Raw genomic sequence first — 26,021 nt, forward strand, 5'->3', positions numbered from 1 at the left:
ACACAATTGATCATCCATGGAACTCAATACGATTACCATCGCGGCAATGATTCTGTTTACATCCGTCGCAACCTATCTGGATCTCAAAGACCGGCGGATACCGAACTGGTTGACCGTCTCGGCTGCTGTTCTCGGACTGACATGGAACGTTTTCGATTCCGGCTTTGCAGGAATGGTGACTTCTCTGGGAGGTTTCGCGACCGGATTTGGAATCCTGCTGCTGCTGTGGCTGATCGGTGGTGGCGGTGGAGGCGATGTGAAGATGATGGGAGCGATTGGGGCATGGATCGGAGCGATGCCAACATTGATCGTTTTCATCGCGAGCACCGTTTTCGCCGTGCTTTGTACTGTGGTGCTGCTCGCCCGCAGTGCTTCCGCCCAGAAATCTATGCCTGTGCCAAATGAAGGGGGCGAATCAAGTACGGATGATGGCAGCGGTACGGTGGTTCTTCAACATTCGGTGCCGTATGCACTTCCGGTAGCAATGTCAGTTTGGGCGTTGCTGTTGTTCCACGTTATTCGTGCTTAAGTCGAAGAATTAGTTTCGACAAACAAATCGAGCTGCAAGCGACGATTCGTAACTTTCAGGACACCGCAATTGTTCATGGATGAACCTTCAACCAGAGCCTGCAGACTTCGTCCAAGCGATTGGCTTGCACGTTGCAAATGCGATCACATCCATGTCGGGTTAGTCCAAAATGAAACCCAATGCACAATCAAAAGTGAACTCGGGAACGATTCTGATCGGAATGTTTGCCGTGACAGTCGGTCTTGCTGGGACCTACGTGTTGCGCACCGTTCTAAAAAAGGAGCCCCCTGTGGTGGTCGCGGAAAAGCCTGAGCCGCCTCCAGCACCTCCCAAGCGAATTACCGTTCCGCTTGCCAGTCGTGATATTCCGACAGGAACCGAAATCACGCTCGATGATGTCGCTCTTTACCAACTGACCGAAGCCGAGATCGAGAAGCTTATCGGCAAAGCTGCCTTCATGACCAATCCGAAGCAGATCATCGGCAAGGTGTTGCAGGTGGACATGAAACGAAGTGAGCCGTTTAGCACGATGAAGCTTCTGCCGCTGGGTAAGTTTCCGGGCGTTGGCGGAAGGATCAAAGCAGGTCAGCGTGCCGTGACGATCTCGCTGACCCCCAATAGCGCCTTGTTGGGATTTGCGAGTCCGGGACAACGGGTCGATGTCTTGTTTCATTATGGGCAGAGCGAAGGAACGACAGGCGACTTGAGCAACAAGACTGGCGGATTTGTTCCCGAGCACCACGCTTTCAATCCTCCAAGGCTTCGTGACTACAACGGGAACACCATCGGGGCGACTGGGATATCGGGTGAGTCAGAATTAATCGGTGCGACATCGACTTTGATTCAGGACGCAGAGATCCTTGCCATTGGCATGTCGAGCACTCCGACGGACCTCGCCAGTCCCTTACCCGATGATAAATCGGTTCGTGTAACTTTGGCGGTCGCACCAAAGCAAGCGGAGATGATCCGCGTTGCTTGTGGGCATGGCGAACTGTCGTTGACACTTCGTGGTCCAGAAGACAGCCAATTGGTCAGTTTGGTTGACCCCGTGACAATCGATCAGATTATCGATTTCGATAACACCGTCCATGAGATGGAGATCTATCGCGGAACAGCACTTTCGAAGGTCCATTTCGGTTCAAACCGCTCGATCAAAGAACGCGTCTTTACGAATGTCCCGGCACCTTCACCGGCAGCAACTTCGCCTTCGATGATTCCCGCGATGGTTCCGGCAGCTGGGTACTACGGTATGCCATACCCGATGTCACCCTACGCTGGCTATCCACCAGCACCAGCGGCAGCCAGTGCAGCACCCGGAGCCGCAAAATGATTTCGTTTGCAAAAACAGAAACTCAGCCGGATGTTCGCCAATTCCATCCTCACGATGATGTCCAACGTGAGATTGCCTTTCAGGCGAAGAAGCAACGCGTGCATCAGCGAATAGTCGAAAACCTCGATGTTGCAACAGCCGAGGAGATGGAGCGAGATCAGCTGATCGAAGAACTCCGTTACTTCATCGAAATGTTCAACGATCAAGACGAATTCGATGATGACGAAACTGAACGGTTGATGACCGAGCTACCTTGGGAAATGTTCGGCAACGGTCCGTTAGAGTACTTGTTGCAGCAGGCTGATGTCAGCGACATTTTGGTCAATCATTCGCATGAAGTCTTTATCGAAAGCAACGGTGTTCTGAAACCATCACCGGTTGTTTTTGCTGACGATGCACACCTGATGCGGATCATTCGCAGGATTGTCACACGAGTTGGCCGCCGAATTGATGAGTCATGTCCGCTCGTCGATGCACGCCTCGAAGACGGTTCGCGGATCAATGCGGTCATCCCACCGCTAGCTCTAGACGGACCCAAACTTTCGGTGCGGCGATTCGGTAACCGACATGCAAATCTAACAAACTTGGTTGGCAACGGGACGCTGAACGAAACGATGGCAAGTTTTCTGGAAGCAGCCGTTCAGGCTCGAGAGAATATCTTGATCTCTGGAGGTACCGGTTCTGGAAAGACGACGATGCTAAATGCGATGTCATCCTGTATTCCGGATGATCAGCGGATAATCACGATTGAGGATTCGGCTGAGCTTCGGTTGCAGCATCGACATGTCGCTCGTTTGGAAACCAGACCTGCCGGCAGCGAAAGTGTTGGCGAATACAGTCAACGCGACTTGGTGAAGAACAGTTTGCGGATGCGACCGGATCGCATCATCGTCGGAGAAGTCCGGGGTGCCGAAGCGCTCGACATGCTGCAAGCGATGAATACCGGTCACGAAGGCTCGCTGACCACCATTCACGCAAACGATACCGTCGATGCGATCTCCCGGTTGGAACTGATGATCGCAATGGCAGGCCTTGAATTGCCTTTGTCCGTTCTACGCTCATACATTTGTAGCGGGCTGTCCTTGATCGTTCACGTCGTTAGGCTGCCTGGCGGGGCACGCCGGGTGATGCGAATTTCAGAGCTGAACGCGACGAAAGATGGCTACACACTAACCGACATCTTTTCGCTTCGCCGAACCGGATTGGACAAGGACGGTCATGCCACTGGCGAATTTGTGATCGGAGATCGGCCACGCTGCATCGATCGTTTTTCGGAATACGGCGTGCACTTTGATGATTCGATTTTTGCATCGGACGATCTTTGCACCGGAGATGCCAATGATGCCGTCTTCAGTTGAAATTGCGATCTTCTGTGGCATCACTGTTGTCGCCGCGCTGGCGGCCATCATGGTGCGCCGCAAAGCCGATTCGTCTGCATCTGAACCCGCTGTCGCAAAATTACAACTGCGACGCGACGCCAAGTTGGCAACGGCTTCAGAATCCGATTCGGTCGGTAGCGGCTTTGATCGTTGGCTTGAACTGGTTCTGATCCGTGCAGGAATCTCGATGGATCGCTTGACCTTCATGACTCTGCTGTGCGCGATCGCATTCACCATTGGCGGCGCCGGGGTGGCATTGGACATCAATCCGTTGCTGATCGTGCCCTTCGTGTTTGTGGTCCCGTTGATTGGGATGATCGGTGTCTATGTCAAAATGAAATTGCGATTGGGCAAGTTTGAAAAACTGTTTCCGACATCACTCGAACTACTCGCAAGGGCGACGCGTGCCGGTGAAAACCTGGAAAACGCATTTCAGATCGCAGCCGACTCATGCGAAACGCCTGTCAAAGAAGAACTGACACAGTGCGTTCGTCAGATGCGGTTGGGTATGCCACCGACAGCAGTGGTGGCTGATTTGGCCAGACGCGTCGATTCCAGCAACGTTCACTTGCTGTCGCATTCGATTTCAATTCACCATGTACTCGGTGGGCGACTGGCCGAATCGCTTGATCGACTTTCGCTAGTGATTCACAACCGCAGTGAGTGTGAGCAGAAGATCAAGTCGATGACCAGCATCGGTCGATTCGCCATCCTTTCGATCGTTCTGATGGGGTTCTTTGTTCTGATCTACCTAACGATGGCGGAGCCTGATTACATCAGCAATCTTTTCAGTAGCAGTCTTGGGCACAAAATGTTGGCGTATGCCGCCGTTTCGGAACTGATCGGTCTTGTTTGGGTCGGGTACACATTGAAGTCGGATCTCTAAGATGGAAATCGCCCTTCTAATCGTCATCTTCGCGATGTTGACAACCAGTGTTTTCATGTTGTCACGGCGACTGACACTCGCATCAAACGAGACTCTTGCCGACCAGCCGATGCTGTTTTCTGCTCCTGCGTTGGGCGGTTTCAATCGCGCATTGGCGGACTCGATCCCTGTTTCAGACTCACAGCGTCAGCGATTGAGCCAAGACTTAAGCCTTTCCGGTTCGCATCATCTCAACGCGCTCGACGATTTTCTAGCCAAACGCAATATAGGAATTTTGGTTTGCATCACGTTGGACGCGGCGGGATTGGCTGCCGGAATCGCGGATGGTGTCGAAGCGATCTACTTCAGCGTCGCCGGGACCACGCTATTGATGAGCTATTGCGTTCCACGATTAATTTTGACGAGTCAATCTTCCAAGCGGCGCAAAGAGCTAGAACGCGCTATTCCAGATGTGATCGATATGGTCGCCATGTCAATCGATGGCGGCGTGCCGCTTCCAAAGGCGATCGATCAGGTCGAGCTACACTGTAGGGAGATGTACCCTGCGTTAGCCAGCGAGCTACGAATTGTCAGCAGGCAAGCTCAATCAGGAAGTGCGGAAAAGGCGTTTGACTCGTTTTCCAAACGCATCGAAATGACCGAAGTCGCGGCATGGTGCGCGATGATGCGTCAGAGTCAAAAATTGGGTGGAAAGCTCGCCGATTCGCTTCGTGAATATGCGATGCGAATTCGCTTGGATCGTCAAAACCGCGTGGAGCGAGCAGGAAATTCAGCTTCGCTAAAGCTGTTGCTTCCGGTGGTTCTTTGCTTGGCCCCGCCAATTGCGATTCTGTTAGTGGGGCCCGCTGTGATCGAATTTCGAGATTTCATCAACCGAAATAAAGATGCAACGCAAACCGTCATCGACAAGGCACAAAGCGGGGACGTTAACGCCCCGATCTAATCGCCATATGAGCCAGTCAGATAGATCCTTAGCCTGATGGAGACGGCTCAACCGCGATCATTTCCGCTGGCGGAACAACCGGATCGTCGGATTGTGCATCACGAAGTTGCAGTTCGTGGTTGAGGATTTCCAACAAGGTTTGCAAGAACACCACGACCATTGGGCCAATCAGAATCCCGATGGGGCCAAATACCGGAACGCCACCAAGGACACTGAGCAATGCGATCAGCGGATGAAGTTCCGAATGACCATGCAGCACGATGGCTTTGATCACGTTATCAATTGAAGAGACCAATGCTGCGCCATAGATAAACAGGAAGATGGCTGCACCATATCGCTGATCAACTGCGGCGAGGTACACCGTGCAAGGCAGCCAAACGGAGGCAGCACCCAAGAACGGGACCAAGGCCATCACCGTCGTTACCAGGAATAGTAAGACGTAGGATTCGAATCCTAGGAAGAAGAATGCGATCGCGGCGAGTAAACCTTGCACCAAGGCACTTAAAACGCTCGCTAGAACCACCGCTCGACTTGTCTTTTCGAATTCGTGCAGCAGTTGCAGTTCATAGTTGTCATCCAGTGGGCTCAGACGCATCAGCGTTCTGACCATGGCGGGACCGTCAACAAAGAAAAAGTAGATCGAGATCACCATGATCAACAAACTGAACGCCATGTGGATCAAGGCTTGGCCGGTCGCGCCTGAAAACTTGACAAAACGCGGTTGCAGGAATTCGCGAACGGACCTGATTGCTTCGGCAAAGTCACGTTCGCTTGGGTTTGTCAGCAGTTTTGCTTGGGCGCGAAACGAACCACCAAGTTTGGCATTGATCCAGCTGTGAATCGCTGCTGAGGCGACGACCCCTTGGCGGTGAAATCGTTCTGCCAGGGCGATTTTGTCGACGGGGTCAACATCTTCGGCCGATTGCATTTCTTTTAGTTCGTCAACCGTCTCGCCAAGTTCCGAAAGTCGCTCGACAGCGACGTCGCTGGTATCACCAGTCGGTGAAGCACCACTGGTCTTCTGGTCCAAGAAGACGATCAGCTCTTCGGACTCTTGGATGTAGGAGGTGACTTCGTCCGGTTTGTCGATATCGCCAACCATCCCTGCAAGGGCGTCAAGCCGGCGATACCGATCCGCAAACTCAAGCTTCAAACCGAGCTGCTCGCGAGCACGTTCCATCGCTGACTTTACGTCATCCAGATCTGTCCGTCCGACCAGGCCTGTCAATTGTCCGACGGCAACGGTGATCAGCAAGATGAACGGCAGCAACACGATTGTCAGAATGACGGATGTCGTTGCTACCGCGGCGACTGACTTGCGTCCTTTGAACTTTTTTACAAACCACTCGTGAACTGGGTGAAAAATCACAACCAGAGCCGCAGCCATGAACAGCGGGATAAAGAATCCCACCATGACTTTGTAAAACAGCATTCCGACAACCAAAATGCCGGCGAGCAGGACGACGACCGATAAGACGCGTGACAGCGACGGCATCTCGGCTAAGGTCGATGCACTGAACTGGGCAGCCGAAACCTCTGGCGAGGATTCATCTTTCGAAACTGATACGGGGGCTGTTGGCTCAGACGCTGCTTCGGAATCCTCAGATGATTGCACGCTGCTTTACTCCGTAGTCGTTCTATCGATGAAGGGCGTGAATTCGATTCTCTGGTGCCCCGTTTAATCGTCACTTCAAACCGTGGGCACAGGAAATCGTCGACCGCCAGTGGTCAGCTTACCGACCGTTACCAGCGACCGGTGTGGTGGTCAGTTTCGACAATCTTACGTGCTTCCGCACTGATCCCATACGGCAAGTCGGGATGATTTAACTCAAAGAACACCGTGTACTTCTGATGAACCGCATCGCTGAAAACGACGGGCGCGTGCGTGAGCCGCAGGAAGTGTGTAGGACGTCCGTTCCAACGTTTGGTATACGCACCGGCTTCCAAAGCAGGTTCCCGTTGAAGGCCGTATCCACTAACCATAAGACGTTCAAGTTTCGAGGGATCGCCCGTGAACCCATGAAACGTGACCCGCTGTAAATGGTCGGAGCTGTCAAAGTAGTAGGTCAGAGTGCCGGCGAGATCATCGGCCCTAATCCCCGTGACGATGGGGACTCGAAGGCCTTTCAGGTTCAAATTCGCTAGCACCGTGCTAACACGCGAGAACTGCGAAATGACCCAGTTTGGGCCGATATCAAAACGCAGCAATTGCCCGATGTCAGCAACTTGATGACCGCTGAGCGTTGGGCGTTCCTCCGGGTCATCGGATATCGCGCCAAGCTTCTGCGCAAGTTCGGTCTCGTAGCGGAACTCTTTGTGACGCACTTCACGAAGTTTCTCAACCTCGTAGAGAGAATTGTTCGCGTATCCGCGCTCTCGTTGCTCTTCAGTCGCTCCGATCCCATGCGCCAAATCATCTTTCGCTTCACTGACAACTGGCGCACTTGAGCCAAAGAGGCCATTGACCGACTGCACGGTATTTCGACCTAGATCGGTTTCAGTGGCCACATAGGGACCGATTCCTGCAGCGGCGAGGGCAGCAGCAATTCTGTAGCGAACGGGAACCATGTCAGTACTCATGATTTGGGAACAGGCACACATTCTCCTTCATCGGAGCGCTACTACGTTAACTTTCCCAATTCAAACAGATGCCTGTTGGCGATGAATTTGACGGTCGTGCGATCACGACATGTTTAGTCGGGTGCTCGAATCGAAGAAGTTGCGATCGATTCTCACCATCAAATTATTGGCGGTGGCAGTAGGTCGCTATCAATGGGTGCCCCCTGACGTTGTGACATCGATCGACCAAAGTAACCAACGCATAGCGTTTTATTGTTCAACTTCAAACTCAGATGAAGCTCACAACCGGTTCCGACTTAAGAGCGCGTGATGATGTTTCAACACAGTCGATTGAGTGTCGAACTGGCGACAAACATCACTCTGACAAGTGGCATTGCAATTGGTTCTTTAGCAAAAGTTTTGAAAATGCCGGGTAGCCGCCATTTTGGTACTGTCAATGATAAATAAGTGCGATAAATTCTGCGCAGTAAGGATGGGCCTCAAGGGGCACGACGCCCACCGCGATCGCCGCCAGCTTGCAAAAGTTGGCGGCGATCAACTTTTGATAACAGACGCGTCACACTCACCACGGCATGCGATCCTTGCACGCCAAATATGATCGCGGTTTCAGAATGCAGATCTCGTCGAAGCTGAAATCAAGCTTCGAGTTCTTCCCAGCGAGTGTAATATTCCTGCAGTTCTGATTCGAGAGACTTCAGTTGCACGGCATCGTTGGCAACCTTGTCGCCACCGCTTTGGTAGTACGCCGGGTCAGCCATCATGGTATGCATCTCTGCGATTTTTGTTTCTGTCGCTTCGATTTTTTCCGGAAGGCTGTCTAGCTCACGTTGCTCTTTGTAGCTGAGCTTTTTCTTTGCCGGCTGAGTTTGTGTCGGTGGCTGAGTTTGCTTTGATTCTGTTTTCGCTGGCTGGCTTGCTGGCGAATTGTTCTTTGGCTTCTCTACCGTTTTGGGCGTTGAATCGCTACGCCGTTTGACTGCTTGTTGCCAGTCGTCATATCCGCCCACGTACGCCCGCACATTGTTGTCTTCGAAAACCAACGTGCTCGTAACAACGTTGTTCAAGAACGTCCGGTCGTGGCTGACCAACAGAAGTGTACCTTCAAAGCTGACCAATACATCTTCGAGTAGCTCGAGCGTTTCGGCATCAAGATCGTTTGTCGGTTCGTCCAAGATCAAGACGTTTGCTGGCTTCGTCATCAACTTCGCAAGCAAAGCTCGGTTGCGTTCTCCGCCGGAAAGGAATTTGACTTTGGTACGGGCTCGCTCGGGTGTGAAAAGGTAGTCTTGAAGGTATCCGAGGATGTGCTTCTTGGCCCCGCCAATCGTTAACTCATCGCTACCTTCGCCGACATTTTCCTGGACGGTCTGTTCGGGATCGAGAGTGTCACGCAATTGGTCGAAGTAAGCGATTTCCAGTTTTGTACCCAGACGGACGGTCCCCGAATCGGGAGCCAATTGGCCGAGCAGCAACTTCAGCAAGGTCGACTTTCCCGCACCGTTGGGGCCGATCAAGCCGATCTTGTCACCGCGCATAATAGTGGTGGAAAAGTCACGAACAATTTCGTGGTCCCCGTAGGCGAAGCTCATGTCTTTCACATCAGCGACAAGGACACCACTGCGTTCGGCTTCGTGAACTGAAAGCTTCGCTTTGCCAACTTGCTTTTGGCGATCCTGCCGTTGGACCCGCATTTCTTTCAACCTTCGAACACGTCCTTCGTTGCGTGTCCGGCGTGCCTTGATGCCTTGACGAATCCAAGCTTCCTCTTCGGCAAGCCGCTTGTCGAACAAAGCGTTTTGCTTTTCCTCTGCCTCAATCGCTTGCTCTTTGCGCTTCAAAAATGTGGAATAGTCGCACGTCCAGTCGAATAACTTGCCGCGATCGATTTCCCAAATGCGAGACGCCAGCGCTTGTAAAAACGATCGGTCGTGGGTGATGAAAATTAGCGTCTTCGACCAGCGCTTCAAAAAATCTTCGAGCCACAAAATGGATTCGACGTCCAAGTGGTTGGTCGGTTCGTCGAGCAATAACACATCAGGTTGGCTGACGATTGAGCGGGCCAACAAGACACGTCGCTTCATCCCGCTGGAGAGAGACTGGAAATCCAGAGTCGGATCCAATTGCATGTCGCTAAGCGTTCGTTCGACACTATGGTCGACCTGCCAAGCGGAAGCGGGGTCTGAAAGCAATGTCTTGGAGATGCCTGCACGGACCATCTGTTCGATCGTTCCGGACTCGTCCTGCGGTACGTCTTGAACCAGTCGGCGGATCACTACGGAATCCGATGCGATGATCTCTCCGTGATCTGGCGTCAATTCACCGGCGAGCATTTTTAGCAGCGTCGTTTTGCCCGCTCCGTTTCGACCTAGCAAGCCGATTCGGTCGCCTTGTTCGACCTGAGCCGTGACTTCATCAAGAAGATTGGGTCCGCGAAAGCCGATTGAGATGTTCGCGAGGGAAAGGACTGCCATGGCGCTAAAGACCGAACTTCAAATGCTAGAAACGATTGCCGCTCGCAAAGCGCAAAGCTGGCAAGGATTTCTGCACAGTTTGGACGACGGATGGCCAAGATCGCAACCCGGCATTTGTCCGCGCCAGTCAGGGGAGGCCCATTCGAAAACCTTGGCGACGCAGGCTCAGCGTGGGCCGGTCTAGCCAGTTGAGGTGGGAGTGCGTGGGCGGGTGGTCTCGACAACTCGCACCGCACCGCGTTGCGGCTGAATGCCTCCGCCGTACTTGATGGAGTACGCCTTGGTCGCTTCTGCGCCCAGTAAAAAGATCATACTGCTGTAATAGACCCAAACCAGGATCACGGCCAGCGACGCAGCTGCACTTCCGAGTTCCGCACCCGGCTTGCTCTCGCTCAGATAGTGAGACAAAGCGAACCGGCCGATTAGAAACAGTGTCGTTGTGAACGCCGCGCCGACCGCAACGTCTCGCCATCGAGTGTTCGCATCGGGCATGAATTTGAAGATCGATGCGAACAGTACATAGGTAACGAAGGTCTGTACGACGTAGTTGATGAACTGAGCTAGAAGGTTGCCGCTACCCACCATCGAGGCGACATGGTTACCGATGAGCGACAGCATGGTCGATACAACCAAAGAGACCAGCAGCAAAAAGCCAAGTCCAAGAATCATCGCCAGTGATAAGAGTCGCTTAAGAAAGAAGTCTTTGATTCCAGATCGGCGCGGGTCCGGTTTGACGGACCAAACTCGGTTGAGCGAATCTTGAATCGCGCTGACGACACCGGTGGCGCTAACAATGATCGCGATAAAGCTGACGGTGGACTTCCACCACTGTCCGCCAGTCTCGCGATCACTTTGGATAATCGAGGCAATTTCATCGGATGCTGCAGAATTGCCAATCATCTGAGCCGTCTGCTGCTCAAGCAATGTCTGTGCTTGTTCCTCGGCCTGGCTGGACTCGTATGCCAGCGACAACCCAAAGGTCATGATGATGATCAGTAGATACAGTAGTGGCGGCAGCGCGAATACTGTGTAGTAAGCCAAGGCGGCTGACATCGTCATGCAACGATCTTCAAAGAAATCGGCAAACGTCTTTTTGAAGATGTCCATGGAATTTGAACTGATTGGTGCCCGCCCTTAAGCGGGTTCTTTTAGCTTTGGACGATCAAGTTTAATGAACCTGAACAGCCAATGTTTTCGACCACAAGACTAGGGCCGGTTTTACAAGCCAACACAAAGAGATTGTTGGCTGGGTTGATCTTCTGAGGATCCATACGACGATTAATCGTATCCACATGCGAACAAGGCGTGAGCGGTGTGTCCCACGCTTGTTTCCAACGTTGCGTCCTCACCCAGGGATGAGGACGCCAACATTCAAGCAGCAAGCTTCAGGATCTTCGATCGCCTGACTACAGGATGACCGCCAACGCGTGGATGATACCGATAATCCAGAATCCGATCAGGGTTAGGACGATATTCAGGAAAAACTGAGTTCCGATGCCGCGTTCCATGAAGACCGCAAGCGGTGGAAGGAGAACGGCGAGGATAACTTTCAGTAGGGTGTTGGTACTAGTTGGGGTCGCGGTAGACATGATTGATCCGTTTATTGTTCGGTGTGAGTTCGATGAGTGTTCGGCGTTGGGAAAGTTGCGTTGGTTGAACGCACTTGCCTCGCGGACTACTCGTTCTCGTTTTCTTCTGGAATGTCGATGTCAACATCGGGGACTTCGATGTCGGTCTTCTTCATCTTCACGTCGACATCAGGGACTTCGATCTCTTTTGTTTTCGTCGAAACATCGACGTCTGGACCTTCAACGTCGAATTCAGGTAACTGTCCAGCGTCGCCGGTTACTTCGACGTCCAGGTCGGGCATTTCGCCTTCTTTGGTTTGATCAACATCGCAACCAGTCATCGCGATAGCGGCAAGTGCACAACAAAAAGCGGTACGCAATTGAGTCTTCATGGTGATACCTTTCAACTTGAGTTCTAGAGCCGAGTCGGAGCGGCCATCAGTAATGCTTCATTCGAATTCAAGACAGGAAGACGAATGCCGACGGCGGCGATTCACCCAAGGTGACTCGCGCGGATAAGCCTGCAAATGCAAGCACCGTGCCAATGACGAATCATCCTTTTAAAACTCCTTTGACTGGTCAATTCCGTGTCAAAGTGAAAGCAAACAGTCCAGAGATTCGCTTGCAGCTTTGAAGGTCCTCTGCGTTGCAAATTTTCTTGGTCGCGAACGTGCACCGTAGGCAGATTACGTCCGCGTTTGGAGTGGCTATTCCTGTGATAAAGAAGACTGCATCGACAAATGCCGACTCATTAGCCATCCGTAGGTAGTGCACAGATGGCTGCCGAAGTGCTCGCATCTAACTTTGCGTGATAGTGGCAACCCCGTTTTTGAAAATTAAAGCCGCGAAAACAAACAAGTTCTGGCCAAAACGATGCAAATCAGCATCGCAGGGTGGTCCGATAGTCTATCTTCGGAGCTATGTGCTGCTTGAGATGGTTCGTTTGTCGGAGATCTGCCATGGTGGTGCCCCAATGCTATGGCAGGAAAGTCATTGGTTCTGGTCGGGTCTTCTTTGTCGCTCAATGATTCCGAGAAGCTATCAGGAAACGTTGCCGCTTCCTTGGAGGCTATGCGGTTCGTTTGAGTTCCAATTGTTTGAAAGCCATCGTTTTAAAGGGGAGGAGCAGGTCCCTTTGGGAGAGGCTCGAGTTGAAACTCGAGATGAAAACAGTGCAGCGCTCGCGAGTCGGGGAAAAGGATTTTGAGGCGGACCGTCCACACGAATACATCAGGTGTGTTTGTGGTAGTAAAGATTCGATGATTCGAAACCAATCATCTGCAAACGGTGTGGGATGAAACGACCAAATGAGACATCCAAGACGGATGTCTCGGCCAACGCTACGGATGTGATTGAATCCAATCCATCCAATGATGACGACAACATTCATCTTTCCACAACGCCCTCATTCGTTGTTGGGATCGGTTCTTCTGCGGGTGGGCTGGAATCACTCGAAAAGATCTTTTGCTCGATGCCAATCGATCTGGGGTTGGCGTTCGTCGTTGTTCAACACCTCTCGCCTACGATGGAAAGTCGTTTAGACGAATTGTTGTCAAGAATGACTGAGATGGACGTGAATTTGGTTACCGATGGGATCCAGGTGCAGCCAAATACGATCTATGTCATACCTCCGGGACACGGCATCGAGTATCGAGACGGATGCCTTTGGCTCTTCAGTCGCCCCACAGACGGTACCGCTCATCGATCCATCGACCAGTTCTTTCGATCCCTCGCAGAGAATCTAAAAGAGCGGTCAATCGGAATTGTACTATCAGGGGCGGGTGATGACGGCAGCCGCGGATCTCGTTTGATTGACGAGCAGATGGGATTGGTGATTGTCCAAGAGCCTGCGTCATGTCGATTCCCAACGATGCCTCAGCACGTCATGGCCGCGGGAACTCAGTGTATCGTTTCGAAACCTGAATTGATCGGGGATGTTTTACAACGCTATGTGGACAACGAAGACAGACATTCCTTTGTCCGGCAGTTCATGACGGGAGACAAAGAAGAATCCGGAATCGATCTTGTGCTTTCACATTTGAAGGCAACGTTTCAACTCGATTTTACCAACTACAAGACCAAGACCATCGAAAGGCGGATCCTGCGCCGCATGAGTCTCACTGGATACGATCGTATTGATGACTACTCGTCGTATCTATCCAATAATGTGAATGAAACGCATTGCTTGTATCAAGATTTGCTGATCAATGTCACGCAGTTTTTTAGAGACGCGGAGGCTTTCGAGTTTTTAAAACAATCTGTATTTCCAGAGATGATCCGTTCGAAGTCCTCTGGAACTCTTCGCGTGTGGACATGTGCATGCGCAACCGGCGAAGAAGCGTACTCAACTGCGATTGTTCTGCAGGAATGTATCGAAGAGTTGGGGTCCGATGTTGAATTCAAAATCTTTGCGACCGATATACAGGAGCAATCGCTGGCGAAAGCTGCCGCCGGAGTCTACTCGCGTTCTGAGCTTACCGGGGTGAGCCCGGCACGCCTGTCGAAGTATTTTGACGAGGTTGAAAACGGCTATTTGGTCAAAAGCGAATTGCGTAGTCGCATCGTTTTCGCGAACCACAACATGCTTCAGAATCCTCCGTTCGCCAAACTAGATCTTGTGACGTGTCGAAACTTTTTGATCTATCTCAAACGCGAAGTTCAGGCTTGGTGCCTTGAAGAGTTTAAATTCGCTTTGAAACATGAAGGCGTCTTATTTCTAGGGCCCAGCGAGACAACGAGCGGATTTGAAAACGCGTTTGAAACGTTGAATCCGCATTGGCGAATCTATCGAAGACGATCGCTACCTGACACTAAAGAAGCAAGTCCGTTCGCTGCGGCGCGATTGCCCGATTCGTCGTTGCCGCGTGCTCCGTCTGAAGATCTTTCCGGCAAACCTGACCGACTGCTCGCTCTCTATGACTTGGTGCTTGCGAAAGCGATTCCACCCAGCATTTTGGTGGCAGACGACCTACGTGTCATGCACACTTTTCCTGGCGGCGAGCGTTTCATGCAGGTCCCGACCGGACGTTCGACATCGCATCTTTATGATCTACTGAAGCCGCATCTGTTGGCATCTGTGGCTGATGCATTAGATCAAGCTCAAATGGGGCATCCTGCGGAGCAGCAAGCGGTGGTGTCATTGCAGGAAAAAGGCAAGCCGGAAATCCTGATTTCAGTTCAGACGCTACTCGATCACGCGACTTCGACCAGATATTTTTTGATACAATTCGGCAGCGAAACAGACGGAGTAAGTGTTGCGTCGTGGGAAAGTTTAAAGGATCCCTTTGAAGCAGGTCGTGCCGATCCAAAATATCTTCATGAATGTGAGAAAGAGCTAGAATTCGCCAAACAAGACATTCAGGTTCTGACCGAACAACTGGGATTAGCAAATCACGAGCTTGAATCACTGACGAAGGATTTCAATACCGCAGTCACCGGGTTCGAACTGTGTGAAGAAGAGCTGCGCAGCGTTCACGAAGAGTTGTCCGCGGTGAATGCGGACCATCAGAAAAAGATTAGCGAACTAGAACGTGCGAGCACTGATATCGACAACCTTATCGAGCTGATAGAGGCCTGCGTCGTTTACTTTGACAATCGTCTGCTCATCCGGCGGTTCTCTCCCAGCGCTGCCGAACTGCTAAACCTTGAGATGAAAGACATCGGACGCAATGCAGATATCGTTAGCCGTCGTCTTGGGATCGCGGGTTTGCGTCCTATTTTGGAACGGGCACACCAAGAAGGTGGAAGGGAAAAGATTCAGTGCGAGACTAAGTTCGGGACAAAAACCTTAGTCGCCCTTGCCTATCGTGAAAAGGACTTAGTCTCGGGTGTCATGGTCAGCATCCAGCCAAAGGAATAGGACGATGCATCCTAGGTTTGACGGTCGATGTCGAGATCGTTCAAGAAGTCATCTATTCCTAGAAGGCTTCCACCATCGACGATCTGTTTGGCAATCTCCGCCAGCCGACGCCTTGTTCGACGCGCGGTGTTTTGGAGATAGCGGTGTGCTTCCGGTTCATCCAATTGCCGCACCTGCATGATGATACCTTTCGCTTTCTCGATCTGTTTTCGATCGTCTAGCTTTTGCTGAAGCGAAGTCACCTGCTCTTCCAACGACTGCAGATGCCGAAATCGTTTCTGGCACAGAAAGATGGCGGGCTGCAGAGATTCGGCGGTGACCGGCTCGACCAAATACGCCATTACATGATCTTCCATGGCGCGTTCGACTTTGTCCAGATCGTCGTTTTTAGCGACGATGATACTGGGCGTCGGTTTGACATAGCCAACCTGTATCAACGCTTCGATCCCATCCATATCCGATAGGCCAGGTGAAGCGATCAACACATCAGCCGGTTTTGAGACAGCGGCATCGATCAACTCTTTCCCGGAATCGGTCGTGACGGGTAGCTTGTGACCAAGCGTGATGATGATCGTTGTTAGGACCTTGCGCACCGACGTGTCGCCGTGTGCCAAATAAATTGTCTGTTGTCTATTGACCCTATCTATCATCGTTCATCCTCCGAACCTTGATCAGCGAGTTTGTTTATCTCGCTTCTGATCTCCCTACAACGCTTTTCCAAGCTTTTCGCTTGTTCAAAACGACGTCCTGCCAAGTAAAGCGCAGGCCGAAGATCGCGATCACTGACTGGCGAAACTATGACGCCCGTTAAATTGTCCGACATCAGTCTTTCGACTCGGTCGATATCCTCGGGGTAGATGATCATCACAACAGGGCATGTGTTTACCTGCGATAATTCATTGGCAACAGCAAAGACATCGGTGTCTTGAAAATCCGTCCCGACAATAGCTATATCGGGAGGGTTCTCCTGACATCGCCGAAGGAATGTCGCCGGATGATCCGTTGACAGTTCGATTCGATGCCGGAGTTTCTCAAGCGTTGCTTCGATGATATGGCGCGAAGCCGGATCACCGTGAACGAGATACACTCGAAGTTTTTGCTCCTTCATTTCTTATCGCTTTGGTGCACAGCGTTTAGTGAAAAATCATCGCCAAGGAAACCAACTCGACTTGGACATCCGCCTGTTGGCGATTGTCGCAATAGGAAGCAAAGGCTGCGCCAATTCTGCCATGCGTTGGCAACTGTTCAGCAAATCGAGCACGTCATGCCGGAAATCAGTCGATCCGAAGAAGTCAGCCGGCCCATTGGTTGTTTTTCAACCACCGTGACGGTTCATTCAGGGGTTTTTGGCAGCTGATATTGCAGAGTTCGGGGAGGTTCAGAACGCCCGATGTTGATCAATCACGGCATCGCTGGGCGGGAACCTGCGTTTAGTTGTCGTCGCAAAGTCCGTCGACAAGACGAAGAAGTTTGTTTGCGTCAATCGGTTTGCTTAAATAATCATCGCAGCCGCTGGCAATACATCGGTTCGAATCGCCGTCCATTGCTTCTGCGGTCACCGCGATGATCGGACCATGAAAGTCCATTTTCCGGAGCCTTGAAGCTGTCCGGTATCCGTCAAGGCGAGGCATTTGCATATCGAGAATAATGCAATCGATAGTTTTGTTTGCTTGGACGGATTCGTTGTATCGATCGATCGCGTCCAAGCCATCAACGGCCTCGACAACGGTCGCGCCTGCCTTGGTCAAGATTCGTTTGCTAAGCAAGCGAATGTCGGGTCGGTCGTCGACAACCAAGATGCGTTTTTCCAAACGAATGTTGGCTACCGAGTACTCGCTGCGTTTTTGCACGGTCTCTTTGATCGGGCTGACCATCGTGACGCCTGGTAGCGGTGGCGCTTTGACTTGGAAGGTAAACGTGCTGCCTTCGCCGATCTTACTTTCGCAGTTGATCTCGCCGCCAAGTATGTTTGCTAGGCGTTGACTGATCGCCAGGCCGAGACCCGTGCCACCAAACTGGCGATTGATACGCGCGTCACCTTGGGTGAAGGGTTCGAACAAAAGGTTTTGTTGCTTTTGTGTCATCCCGATTCCTGTGTCGGAAACTTGGAATTCCAAGTACCCCTCGTCGCCTTCGATATAGCGTACCGTAACGGTGACACCGCCCTGTTTTGTAAACTTGATCGCGTTGCCGATAAGGTTGATCAAAATCTGCTTCAGTCGCTTTGGATCCGTTCGGATCACTTCCGGCAATAAGCCATCATATTGAACCTCAAGTTCCAATTGATTTTCGGCAGCACGAACGCTCATGATCGATTGAACGTCAGCGACTAGGCTAGCCGGTTCGAATCGTTGCCTCGCAATTTCGATTTTACCGGCTTCAATTTTGGAAAGATCCAAAATGTCGTTGATGATCTCGAGCAGATAGTAACCGTTGCGTCGAATGGTGCTGAGGTGTTCGTCGCGTTCGCGAGCATCGCCGGTCGACTGGGCCAACTCGGTGTAGCCCAAAATCGCAGTCATCGGCGTCCGAATTTCATGGCTCATGTTCGCTAGGAAGGCACTTTTGGAGACGTTGGCCTCTTCGGCAGCGCGGCGTGCTTCGTCCAGTTTTAGTTCGGTCAACTTGCGATCGGTGATGTCCAGTTCGACACCGATCAACTGCAATGGCGCGTCGTCTTCATCAATGCTGACGTGCGCCAATGCAAGAATCCAGCGTGTTTTGCTGTCCCGCACAACGCGATACTCTTCGCGAAAAGCGGTGCGGTCGTCCAAGCAGGCACACAGTTTCGATTCGACGCGTGCACGGTCCTCGGGGTGAATGCTTTCGATGAACGTCGCCAGAGAATCCGTTGGTCGCGATGCCAACTGGCCGCTCGAGGCTTCTTCACCAAAACTTGAGAACCAACGATCCTCTCCAACATTCCACTGCCACAGTTTTAGGTCGGCAGCGTTGAGTGCTAAGCGTAACCGTTGTTCGCTTTTGCGAATTTGTGCTTGCTGAACGATCGATTCGGTAACGTCCTGTCCTGTCGCGACGACAAACTGAATCTCACCGTCATCTCCGATGGCCGGCTGATAGATGAAGTCTGTGTACCGAAGAATTCCACCGGGACCGTTGAATGCGATCACCTCGCGATAGGGTTTACCTTGCAGGGCGTCTTTGAAGTGGTGTTGTAATTTGGTTTGGGAATCGGGGTGTCCGGTCCACCATGGCGTGTCCCAGAACTTGGTGCCCAAAACTTCATCGGAAGCAAAGCCGAATGGAACCGTCGCCGCTTCGTTGATATCGATCAAGTTGCCTTCCAGATCGATGACGCCTGTATAAAAGAAACTTTGGTCGAACAGGACGCGAAGCTTGCTTTCGGCAGAACTGATTTGCGTTAACGCTTCGGCAAGTTTCTGAGTTTCGCGTAAAAGGTAAACTTGGTTTTCCTTCAGCCGCTGTTCGTATCTTTTTCGATGCGTCACGTCCGTGGCCAACACATACACACCGATCTGGTTTTCATCGGTATCGAATTCCGGGATGAACGTGACATCCTTGATGACGGATCCGCCGTCTTGAAGCAGTGGTAGCTCAAATTTGCAACGTTCACCGGCAAGCGAACGCATCAGGTTCGACTGCAGCGACTTGTAGGTCTCTTCGCCAAGGATTTCGAACACGGATTTCCCAACGGCTTCATCGACGGTGCAGGAAAACTGTGCCGCGAAGGCTTCGTTGGCAAATTGAATTTTCTCTTCCGTGTCGATCAATGCGATCAGTGCCGGCATCGCATCGGTGACCGAACGCAGTTGACGAGACTTCGCTTTGAGTCTTCGTTCGATTCGCTTTTGATCGGTGATGTCCATGATCGCACCGATCAACAGGGTTGGATTGCCCTGCGAATCTCGCTCGACTGATCCGTCGCCGCAAACCCAAAGCCACTTGCCACCCTGATGTCGCATACGACATTCGATGTGGTAATCATCGCATCGACCGACCAGAGTCTTTTGAATCTCTCGCTCGACTTTTTCGGTGTCATCGGGATGCACCAGCTCACGAAACGCACCGAATGTTCCGCCGAATTCCTCGTTGCCAAATCCCAATAACTGATGCAACGAATCAGACCAGGTCACCAGGTCACTGCCGATGTCCCACTTCCACGTTCCCAATCCACCTGCGGTGAGTGCGATTTCAACTTCGCGTCGGGACCGCGCTAACGAGCGTTCGAGTTGACGTCGTTCGGTAGCATCCCATGCCACGCCAATTAGGCTCGTTTTTCCATCGGAGTCACGGATGTACTTGCCACGCATGACGATCCAGTTGACGCGTTTGGGATCACGTCGGACTCGGAATTCAGCGTTGTACTCGGTGCAATTGGTGCAAGCGTCTGCAACACGTTTGCGTACCTCGGCCGCGTCATTCTCGTGAATCTGGGAAAACAGCTGCTCGCCATGCGTCAACGATCCGGGACGTTTTCCGAACAGACTGCAAAAGACTTCGCTGGCGATCAATTCGTCGGTTTGTGGATCGAGATCGAACACACCCATGCTGGAGGCCTGCGTCGCGAGAGCCAAACGCTGCCGCTTGTCCTCCACATTCCGACGCAATGAGTCAACCTGAGTCACGTCTTCAAAAGTGACCAAGTATCGCGGTTCGGAATCACCTAGATCGCTGATGCTGCTAAAATCCGCTTCAGATTCCGCTGCAATCTGTTGGACGAGGACTTGCAGATGTCGACGCGAATTTCCGTCAAACCACGATCCGGTCGCACTTGCCGAATTTCCAGAGTTCAGCGTAGTCGCTAGGGGCTGGTCCAGGATTTCAAGGATTGCGGACGGCAGCGTGGCAGAAAGTTGTTGGCCAAGAAGATCCTCATTGACAAATCCATCGAAGTGACCATGCCGGTCGATAATCTGTCGCGTCTGATCGATCACGATCGCGGCGGGGGCAAATTGCTGAAGCAACTTGCTACGCATCAGTTCGCCGCAGTCGCCTTCACGCTTCATGTCGATTAAAAGTTGATGCTACAAAAAAAGGATCGCGGCTGACGCTTCGCCGCGATCTCGAAAACTGTTTAGCTAATTTAGAGCAGACGCCAACGAGTGACCACACCGGAGGGCGATGATTCTCGGTGAAGGTCAAGTTCGAGTGGACTGTCAGGGGGGCTGATAACCGAGCCTAGCACCAACCGCGAGAAAGTTACCCGTCGGGATTCACCTTCAAACCGATTGCCAAGCCTGGGTCGGGAACGCGCCGATTTTGCTTTTCCTCATCCGATTGACGTTTTCCACCAAGGAATTCGGCAATGCCGCGGGAGCATTCGTAGTGTTCGCTAGCCATTCGGATCGCTATCAGGATAGGTACCGATAGCAACACACCAGCAAGTCCCCACATCCACCCCCAGAAAACCGTTGCGATGAAGACTAAAACCGGATTCATTTGCATGGACCGCCCAAGGACGGTGGGGGTAATGAACTGGCCTTCGATCGTTGTCAGCATCAAAAAGGTCGACGTGATGATGATCGCGTAGTACAGCGGATCAAAAGTCAAAAGTGCGACGACGAAGATGATCGCCGAACCGGCGAACGCACCTAAAACAGGAACAAAGTTGAACACACATGCCATTACGCCCCACAAGAGTGGCGTGGGCATGCCCAACAACCACATCGCGATCGATACACAAACACCCAAGATGATGTTGATCGTGGTGACATGCGCAAGATAGAGACTCAATCCGTCTTGCACACCATCGATCGCGGCGAAGAAATTTCGCTTCGTTCGAAAGTCAGGAAGCGTGTGAAGCATGTTTCTTATCAAGTCGTCGCCAAAGGCCAGCAGAAAGTACAGAAGCACGATGGTGACGATGACTAACGAAACGAAGTTCCCGGTTCCGCTAATGAACGTCAGATTGGCGTTCCAATTTGGTTGCTTAATCTCAACCGGGACCGGCGCCTCGGAAATGTCTTTTTCACGTTCCTCTTCTGCCAACTTCGTGGTCGCGTCACTAACGGCGTCCAGCTTATTGAAGACGAAACTCAGCCGCTCTTTGACGTTGTCGACATATTCAGGGGCTTGGTCTAGAGTTTGCCTTGCGGGCTCCATCACCAAGTAAGCTGGGATCACAGTAATGACAATGCTGGTTCCCAAAATTAAGCCTGATGCGACAGACGATGGGATACCAAGGTGTCGTCCACGTCGGACAAGAGGTCGAAGAGTGAGATAGGCAAACGCAGCGATCAAGATGGGAATGATCAGCGTGCGGGCGAAGTACAACGCATATAAGACAAGCATCGAGGCGCACACGATGTTTGCTTTCGCACTTGGTAATCGCTTGGGCTTGGCGATTGCGTCAGGGGCAGAAGATTGATTCGATCCTTTGTCGTCTGGCATGGATCAGTCCCTGTGCTGTTGATTGAACATGAGCGATAGCGTCGAAGCGAACTACGTCTGGGAAACTTGTGCGTGTGTCGATTATTCGTTCCACAAGTCGAACCGATCCAGATTCAACGATCGGAAGTCGGCCCATCTTGCGTCACAAATTGTGCTGTTACGTTCGGTCGGAAAAGTTTGCTTGGTAAATCAGAATGCAACCGATAATCGACGAGAGTAGGAACATAGATGTTGCTAAGGCGGGATAGCCGAACAACATCCAATCGGTCTTCAGTTGCATGATGATCGAAGCCCCAACGATCATCGAGGCTACGATTAGCCCTGATGTGATGCGGTTGGCAATCTTATGAACGCCCGAGAGCAGCATCGCTTCATCGATCGCGTCAACGTTGACCCGCAGTTGGTTTTCCGACAGTAGCCGAGTAATCCGATTTACCCGCTCGGGCAGGTGAGATGCCAATTCTGCTGATTCAAGCAAAGCTGCGGCGACGCGTCCTGGCTTCGCTTGCTCCTTTGCACGGTTGAGCAGCAAGGTTGCTGTGCGTGCACGAATCATTTGATGAATGTCGAATCGTGGGTTCAGCAAATAGAGCGTGGTTTCAAGTTGTAAGAACGCTTTGCTTAGCAGTATCAGCTCGAACGGCATTGTCAGCCCGTTCTGACCCGCGATGGAAAGAAAACGAACGAGGGTATGACCAACGGACATCGACTCGAATCTGCCACCAGAGCTGGCGACGACCCTCGCGCCTTCGACCCGGAATTTTTCAGCGTCGAAGTCTTCGTCGGCATGCCCAATTTCCTGGGCTATCGTTGCAGCCCGCTCGCCTTCCTGCTCCCCAAACGCTAGCAGTAAAGAACCTAACTTTCTTCGCATCATCGGGGGCAGTTCAATCACCATTCCGGCGTCGATTAACGCCATTTCGGCGTGTTCTTCGCAAGAGTTGCTCTGTTGCTCCTCTTGCCCATCCGACGTGAGCAACATCAAATTGCCTGGGTGCGGATCGGCATGGAACACACCATCGACAAGGATCTGTTTTAAGTAGGCGTTTACCAAGTCTTGCGCAATCTTTTCGCAGTTGCGTTCGATTAGAACTGAACCGCTTGCGTCCTTGATTGGGACTCCCGAAACGTATTCCATCACGAGAACGTCTTCGGCGACCAGTTGTGGAACCGGGCGTGGAATACAGATTGACGGATAGTCCGCTAGGTTTTCGCCGAGTGTGATCAGGTGGTCGGCTTCACGGCGAAAATCGATTTCGGACTCGAAGGCATATTCGACTGCCTTGATCAATGCGCCAAACCGAAATTGTTTGCCCACTGACGTTTCTCGATCAACGAACTCGGCAATCCTTTTCAGGCTCCGGATCTGTTGTTCTATTTCGGCCGTTATGCCAGGTCGACGGACTTTGACAACGACATCACGACCGTCTCGCAGTTTTGCGCGGTGAACTTGTCCCAACGAAGCCGATGCAAGAGGACGCTCGTCAATTGAAGCGAACAACTGGTTCGGCTTCGCGTCAAATCGACTCGAAATCAGCTCTTCGATTTGATCCCATGGAAGCGGATTGACGTTGTCTTGAAGCCGTGCAAAAGCCTCGATGTATTCACGTGGGACGATGTCGTCACGGGTGCTGACGATCTGCGCTAACTTCACATAGGCACAACCTAGTTTTTCAATGTCGGAAGCGAGTTGCTCAGCCGATTCACATGCTGCAGCACTGTCGGAGCTTTGGTCGTGACGGAGCCCCATCAGCCTAGCCACGTCGGTCAATCCGTGGCGTAGAAGCAGCGAAGTCAAAGCGGCATACTGTTTCCCGTCTTCTTTCAACAATTGAATCATCTGAATGTCTTAACCGTCTTTATGTTCCAACCTGCCGTAGCGTTGCCTGATTTCGCGACGTCCGGTGATGGGTAAACAGTTCGTTGCGACGCTTCGGTAGCTAGCTGCGGCACATTGCGGAATGGGCAATGTTTCGCGCGACTTAGGAAGTTGGATACCGAGCTAGGAAAACGACCAAACGCGGAAAGTCCACGCTCGTCGATAGATGGCAGCTTGGCAGGTTGCGAATCTGAGATGATTGATGCTCAGAGCTTCGCATTGCCTATGCCGCCCCAATAAGATGTCGAGTCGATGTAGCTACGCTCGCCAGAGCGTGGGGCTTGGATATCACCACCGTCTGACGACGGTAGCTACATCACTTCGACGTATGGCTGCACGATCACATGTGATCATCGCAGGCAAACTAGACGGCGGTGCGGCGTCCCATGATCAGGCTGACGATGAACAGCACCAGGAACACGAAGAACAAAATCTTCGCGACACCGGCTGCACCGGCAGCGAGTCCACCAAAACCAAAGACAGCGGCGATCAAAGCGATAACGAAAAATACGGCGGCCCAGTAAAGCATGGGAGTCCTCAAAGGAGTAGGAGTAAGCGAGTCGCATCGAATTGATGGCTCGAACAGTGACAAGCCTTGTGGCTCGTTCGTGATGGAGCGGAATCGCAAACGCCGGGCCAATTGCTAAGTTCAGCCCGCCGAAACTTGCGAGATACCGTTTTTCGCCGATTGAGATTGATTTGTATGGTCGATGAGCGACCATGTTGATTCAGGTATCTGGGATGTAGCGATCGTTGATTAACCATCAAATCACGATCAGGTCTATCGCGAATCACGTTTCGGTCTGTGGGCCATGTTTAGGCGTGGCTCGAAACAGCCAATGGAAGAATGTTGGCCCTGACATTGCCCCTGTTTGTTCCAGGCTGGGGATCGATGTCGTGAGTTGGCATGAAATATGCTCGTAGGGAATTGGACCACAGACACCGGAGAATCGATGTTCCCAAAGCATTCACACGACCGCTGTTTCGACACTTCAGCACCAAAGCGGGTGCTGGTAGTGGACGATTTACCAGCAAGTCGTTTGCTATTGCTTCGGGTGCTCACTTCACTCAGCTATGACGTTTCACTCGCCTCTGATGGTGATGAAGCTTGGCGTCTGATGGTCTCCCGCCGTCCGTTCGACTTGATTTTGACAGACCTGGAGATGCCTTCGCTCAACGGGCTTCAGCTCACACGAAAGATGCGACAATGCGGTCGTGCTGATATCTGCGAAAAGCCCGTCATCATTCACAGCTCAACAGACCCTGCTCAGTTGCGTGATCCGATTGCCTCGGATCCATTGACGTTCTGCCTGCCAAAGCCACTTGAAGTTACTCGCCTGAAAGAGATGCTTGGTCGTGTGCAGGCGACTTCTGAAGACGTTGCCGCGGAAGCTTAACTCGCACTGCGATCTATCGTTTATCGATCGCCGACACCATCCGGCTTCCCTGTGAAGAATATCTCGGCGGTATCTATAAAAGTGCGGCCAGCCGTTGTCGCACGGAAGGAGTACAACGACTGGCACGCGACGGTGACGGGCGATGGCTGCGCACCAGTCACCGTGGGGCGTGTACGCCAATTAGTCAGGCCGCTAAAGGGAGTTGTTCGCGGCTGGTAAGAGTTGAACTTGCCTGCGAACCTAGCGAGCGCCTGGTGGCTACGCCATCGTTCTAAAGGGCCAATGCCGCATTGATCGCATCGTCGGGGCTCGGGCGTTCACCTTGCAGGTAGGCCTTACCTGCTTTGATCAGGTACTTAAGCCCTTGTACGCCTGAATTGTCCCAGTATTCACCGCGCACGGGGTCGACACGCAACAGGATGATCGAGGGGTCCGCCTTGCCTTCAGGAAACCAGACCTTGAACGCTTCGCTCCAAAGTTGCTCAATCTTCTGCCTGTCTTCGACGGCTTGGCATTGACCGGAGATCGAGACGAACTTGCTGGAGCTTTGCATCGTAACGGCGACATCTTGATCCAGCATCAGATCGGCGATTTTTCCTGAACTTCGGTCGCTAACAAACCAAAGTGTTCCGTCGTCCTCAACCTCGGCAATCGCCATTGGTCGAGCGTCAAGTTCGCCTTGGCTGGTACGAGTTGTCAGCATCGCGTTGCGAAAATCGCCGATAAGGTCAAGAAGTTTTTGATGAGTATCCATGGCACCATTTTCCGTTTGAGTCAATTGATTGACGGAAGGGCAGCGTCAACCGCGAGTCTTCGTCGATGCGGGAG

The 26,021-nt window shown here is 52.1% G+C and carries 20 protein-coding genes; 7 read left to right on the forward strand and 13 right to left on the reverse strand.

Features of this window, described 5'->3' with window-relative positions; translation table 11 throughout:
• The first annotated feature begins 16 nt into the window (after positions 1-16).
• The 5 genes from LOC67_RS19545 to LOC67_RS19565 all read left to right on the forward strand — a co-directional run bounded on the left by LOC67_RS19545 (position 17) and on the right by LOC67_RS19565 (position 5,067).
• Positions 17-529, forward strand: a complete 513-nt coding sequence (locus LOC67_RS19545) for a prepilin peptidase (protein ID WP_230264420.1) — start codon at positions 17-19, stop codon at positions 527-529.
• Between the two features lie 169 nt (positions 530-698).
• Positions 699-1,859, forward strand: a complete 1,161-nt coding sequence (gene cpaB, locus LOC67_RS19550) for a Flp pilus assembly protein CpaB (protein ID WP_230264421.1) — start codon at positions 699-701, stop codon at positions 1,857-1,859.
• On the forward strand, positions 1,856-3,217 hold the full coding sequence (locus tag LOC67_RS19555) for a CpaF family protein (protein WP_230264422.1): 1,362 nt from the start codon (positions 1,856-1,858) through the stop codon (positions 3,215-3,217). The genes cpaB and LOC67_RS19555 overlap by 4 nt, the downstream gene beginning before the upstream one ends.
• Positions 3,198-4,124 (forward strand): type II secretion system F family protein, encoded by a 927-nt coding sequence (locus LOC67_RS19560; protein ID WP_230264423.1) that lies wholly within the window; start codon positions 3,198-3,200, stop codon positions 4,122-4,124. The genes LOC67_RS19555 and LOC67_RS19560 overlap by 20 nt, the downstream gene beginning before the upstream one ends.
• A gap of 1 nt (position 4,125) precedes the next feature.
• Positions 4,126-5,067, forward strand: coding sequence for a type II secretion system F family protein (locus LOC67_RS19565; RefSeq protein ID WP_230264425.1), 942 nt, complete (start codon positions 4,126-4,128; stop codon positions 5,065-5,067).
• A gap of 28 nt (positions 5,068-5,095) precedes the next feature.
• Here the strand turns inward: LOC67_RS19565 and LOC67_RS19570 are convergent, their stop codons facing one another.
• From LOC67_RS19570 to LOC67_RS19595, 6 genes are all read right to left on the reverse strand, one after another.
• Positions 5,096-6,682, reverse strand: coding sequence for an AI-2E family transporter (locus LOC67_RS19570; protein ID WP_230264426.1), 1,587 nt, complete (start codon positions 6,680-6,682; stop codon positions 5,096-5,098).
• 128 nt (positions 6,683-6,810) lie between these two features.
• On the reverse strand, positions 6,811-7,647 hold the full coding sequence (locus LOC67_RS19575; RefSeq protein ID WP_230264428.1) for a DUF6690 family protein: 837 nt from the start codon (positions 7,645-7,647) through the stop codon (positions 6,811-6,813).
• A 635-nt stretch (positions 7,648-8,282) separates the two neighbouring features.
• Positions 8,283-10,118 (reverse strand): ATP-binding cassette domain-containing protein, encoded by a 1,836-nt coding sequence (locus tag LOC67_RS19580; RefSeq protein ID WP_230264430.1) that lies wholly within the window; start codon positions 10,116-10,118, stop codon positions 8,283-8,285.
• Between the two features lie 180 nt (positions 10,119-10,298).
• Positions 10,299-11,225, reverse strand: coding sequence for a YihY/virulence factor BrkB family protein (locus LOC67_RS19585; RefSeq protein ID WP_230264432.1), 927 nt, complete (start codon positions 11,223-11,225; stop codon positions 10,299-10,301).
• 299 nt (positions 11,226-11,524) lie between these two features.
• Entirely contained in the window at positions 11,525-11,707 is a 183-nt protein-coding gene (locus LOC67_RS19590) for a YqaE/Pmp3 family membrane protein (RefSeq protein ID WP_230264433.1), read from the reverse strand.
• Positions 11,708-11,793: 86 nt separating this feature from the next.
• Positions 11,794-12,078, reverse strand: coding sequence for a hypothetical protein (locus tag LOC67_RS19595; RefSeq protein WP_230264435.1), 285 nt, complete (start codon positions 12,076-12,078; stop codon positions 11,794-11,796).
• A gap of 902 nt (positions 12,079-12,980) precedes the next feature.
• Between LOC67_RS19595 and LOC67_RS19600 the strand changes: the two genes are divergently transcribed.
• Positions 12,981-15,545: a CheR family methyltransferase gene (locus LOC67_RS19600; protein WP_230264437.1), complete on the forward strand. Its 2,565-nt coding sequence runs from the start codon at positions 12,981-12,983 to the stop codon at positions 15,543-15,545.
• A gap of 11 nt (positions 15,546-15,556) precedes the next feature.
• On the opposite strand, the gene LOC67_RS19605 is transcribed toward LOC67_RS19600, so the two are convergent.
• The 6 genes from LOC67_RS19605 to LOC67_RS19630 all read right to left on the reverse strand — a co-directional run bounded on the left by LOC67_RS19605 (position 15,557) and on the right by LOC67_RS19630 (position 24,325).
• A complete protein-coding gene (locus LOC67_RS19605) occupies positions 15,557-16,195 on the reverse strand; it encodes an ANTAR domain-containing response regulator (protein ID WP_230264438.1) in 639 nt (212 codons plus the stop codon).
• Positions 16,192-16,653 carry an ANTAR domain-containing response regulator gene (locus tag LOC67_RS19610; RefSeq protein WP_230264439.1) on the reverse strand — a complete coding sequence of 154 codons (462 nt, stop codon included), beginning with the start codon at positions 16,651-16,653 and terminating at the stop codon, positions 16,192-16,194. The genes LOC67_RS19605 and LOC67_RS19610 overlap by 4 nt, the downstream gene beginning before the upstream one ends.
• 322 nt (positions 16,654-16,975) lie before the next feature.
• Positions 16,976-20,533, reverse strand: coding sequence for a PAS domain S-box protein (locus tag LOC67_RS19615; protein ID WP_230264440.1), 3,558 nt, complete (start codon positions 20,531-20,533; stop codon positions 16,976-16,978).
• A gap of 193 nt (positions 20,534-20,726) precedes the next feature.
• Positions 20,727-21,917, reverse strand: a complete 1,191-nt coding sequence (locus LOC67_RS19620; RefSeq protein ID WP_230264441.1) for an AI-2E family transporter — start codon at positions 21,915-21,917, stop codon at positions 20,727-20,729.
• 157 nt (positions 21,918-22,074) lie between these two features.
• Positions 22,075-23,757, reverse strand: coding sequence for an ABC1 kinase family protein (locus LOC67_RS19625; RefSeq protein WP_230264442.1), 1,683 nt, complete (start codon positions 23,755-23,757; stop codon positions 22,075-22,077).
• 403 nt (positions 23,758-24,160) lie between these two features.
• Positions 24,161-24,325: a DUF1328 domain-containing protein gene (locus tag LOC67_RS19630; protein WP_230264443.1), complete on the reverse strand. Its 165-nt coding sequence runs from the start codon at positions 24,323-24,325 to the stop codon at positions 24,161-24,163.
• Positions 24,326-24,812: 487 nt separating this feature from the next.
• Between LOC67_RS19630 and LOC67_RS19635 the strand changes: the two genes are divergently transcribed.
• Positions 24,813-25,193 (forward strand): response regulator, encoded by a 381-nt coding sequence (locus tag LOC67_RS19635; protein ID WP_230264445.1) that lies wholly within the window; start codon positions 24,813-24,815, stop codon positions 25,191-25,193.
• Positions 25,194-25,464: 271 nt separating this feature from the next.
• Here the strand turns inward: LOC67_RS19635 and LOC67_RS19640 are convergent, their stop codons facing one another.
• Positions 25,465-25,947, reverse strand: a complete 483-nt coding sequence (locus LOC67_RS19640; RefSeq protein ID WP_230264446.1) for a pyridoxamine 5'-phosphate oxidase family protein — start codon at positions 25,945-25,947, stop codon at positions 25,465-25,467.
• Between the last annotated feature and the right edge of the window lie 74 nt (positions 25,948-26,021).

Origin of the sequence: Stieleria sp. JC731 (assembly GCF_020966635.1) — a bacterium.
GTDB lineage: Bacteria > Planctomycetota > Planctomycetia > Pirellulales > Pirellulaceae > Stieleria.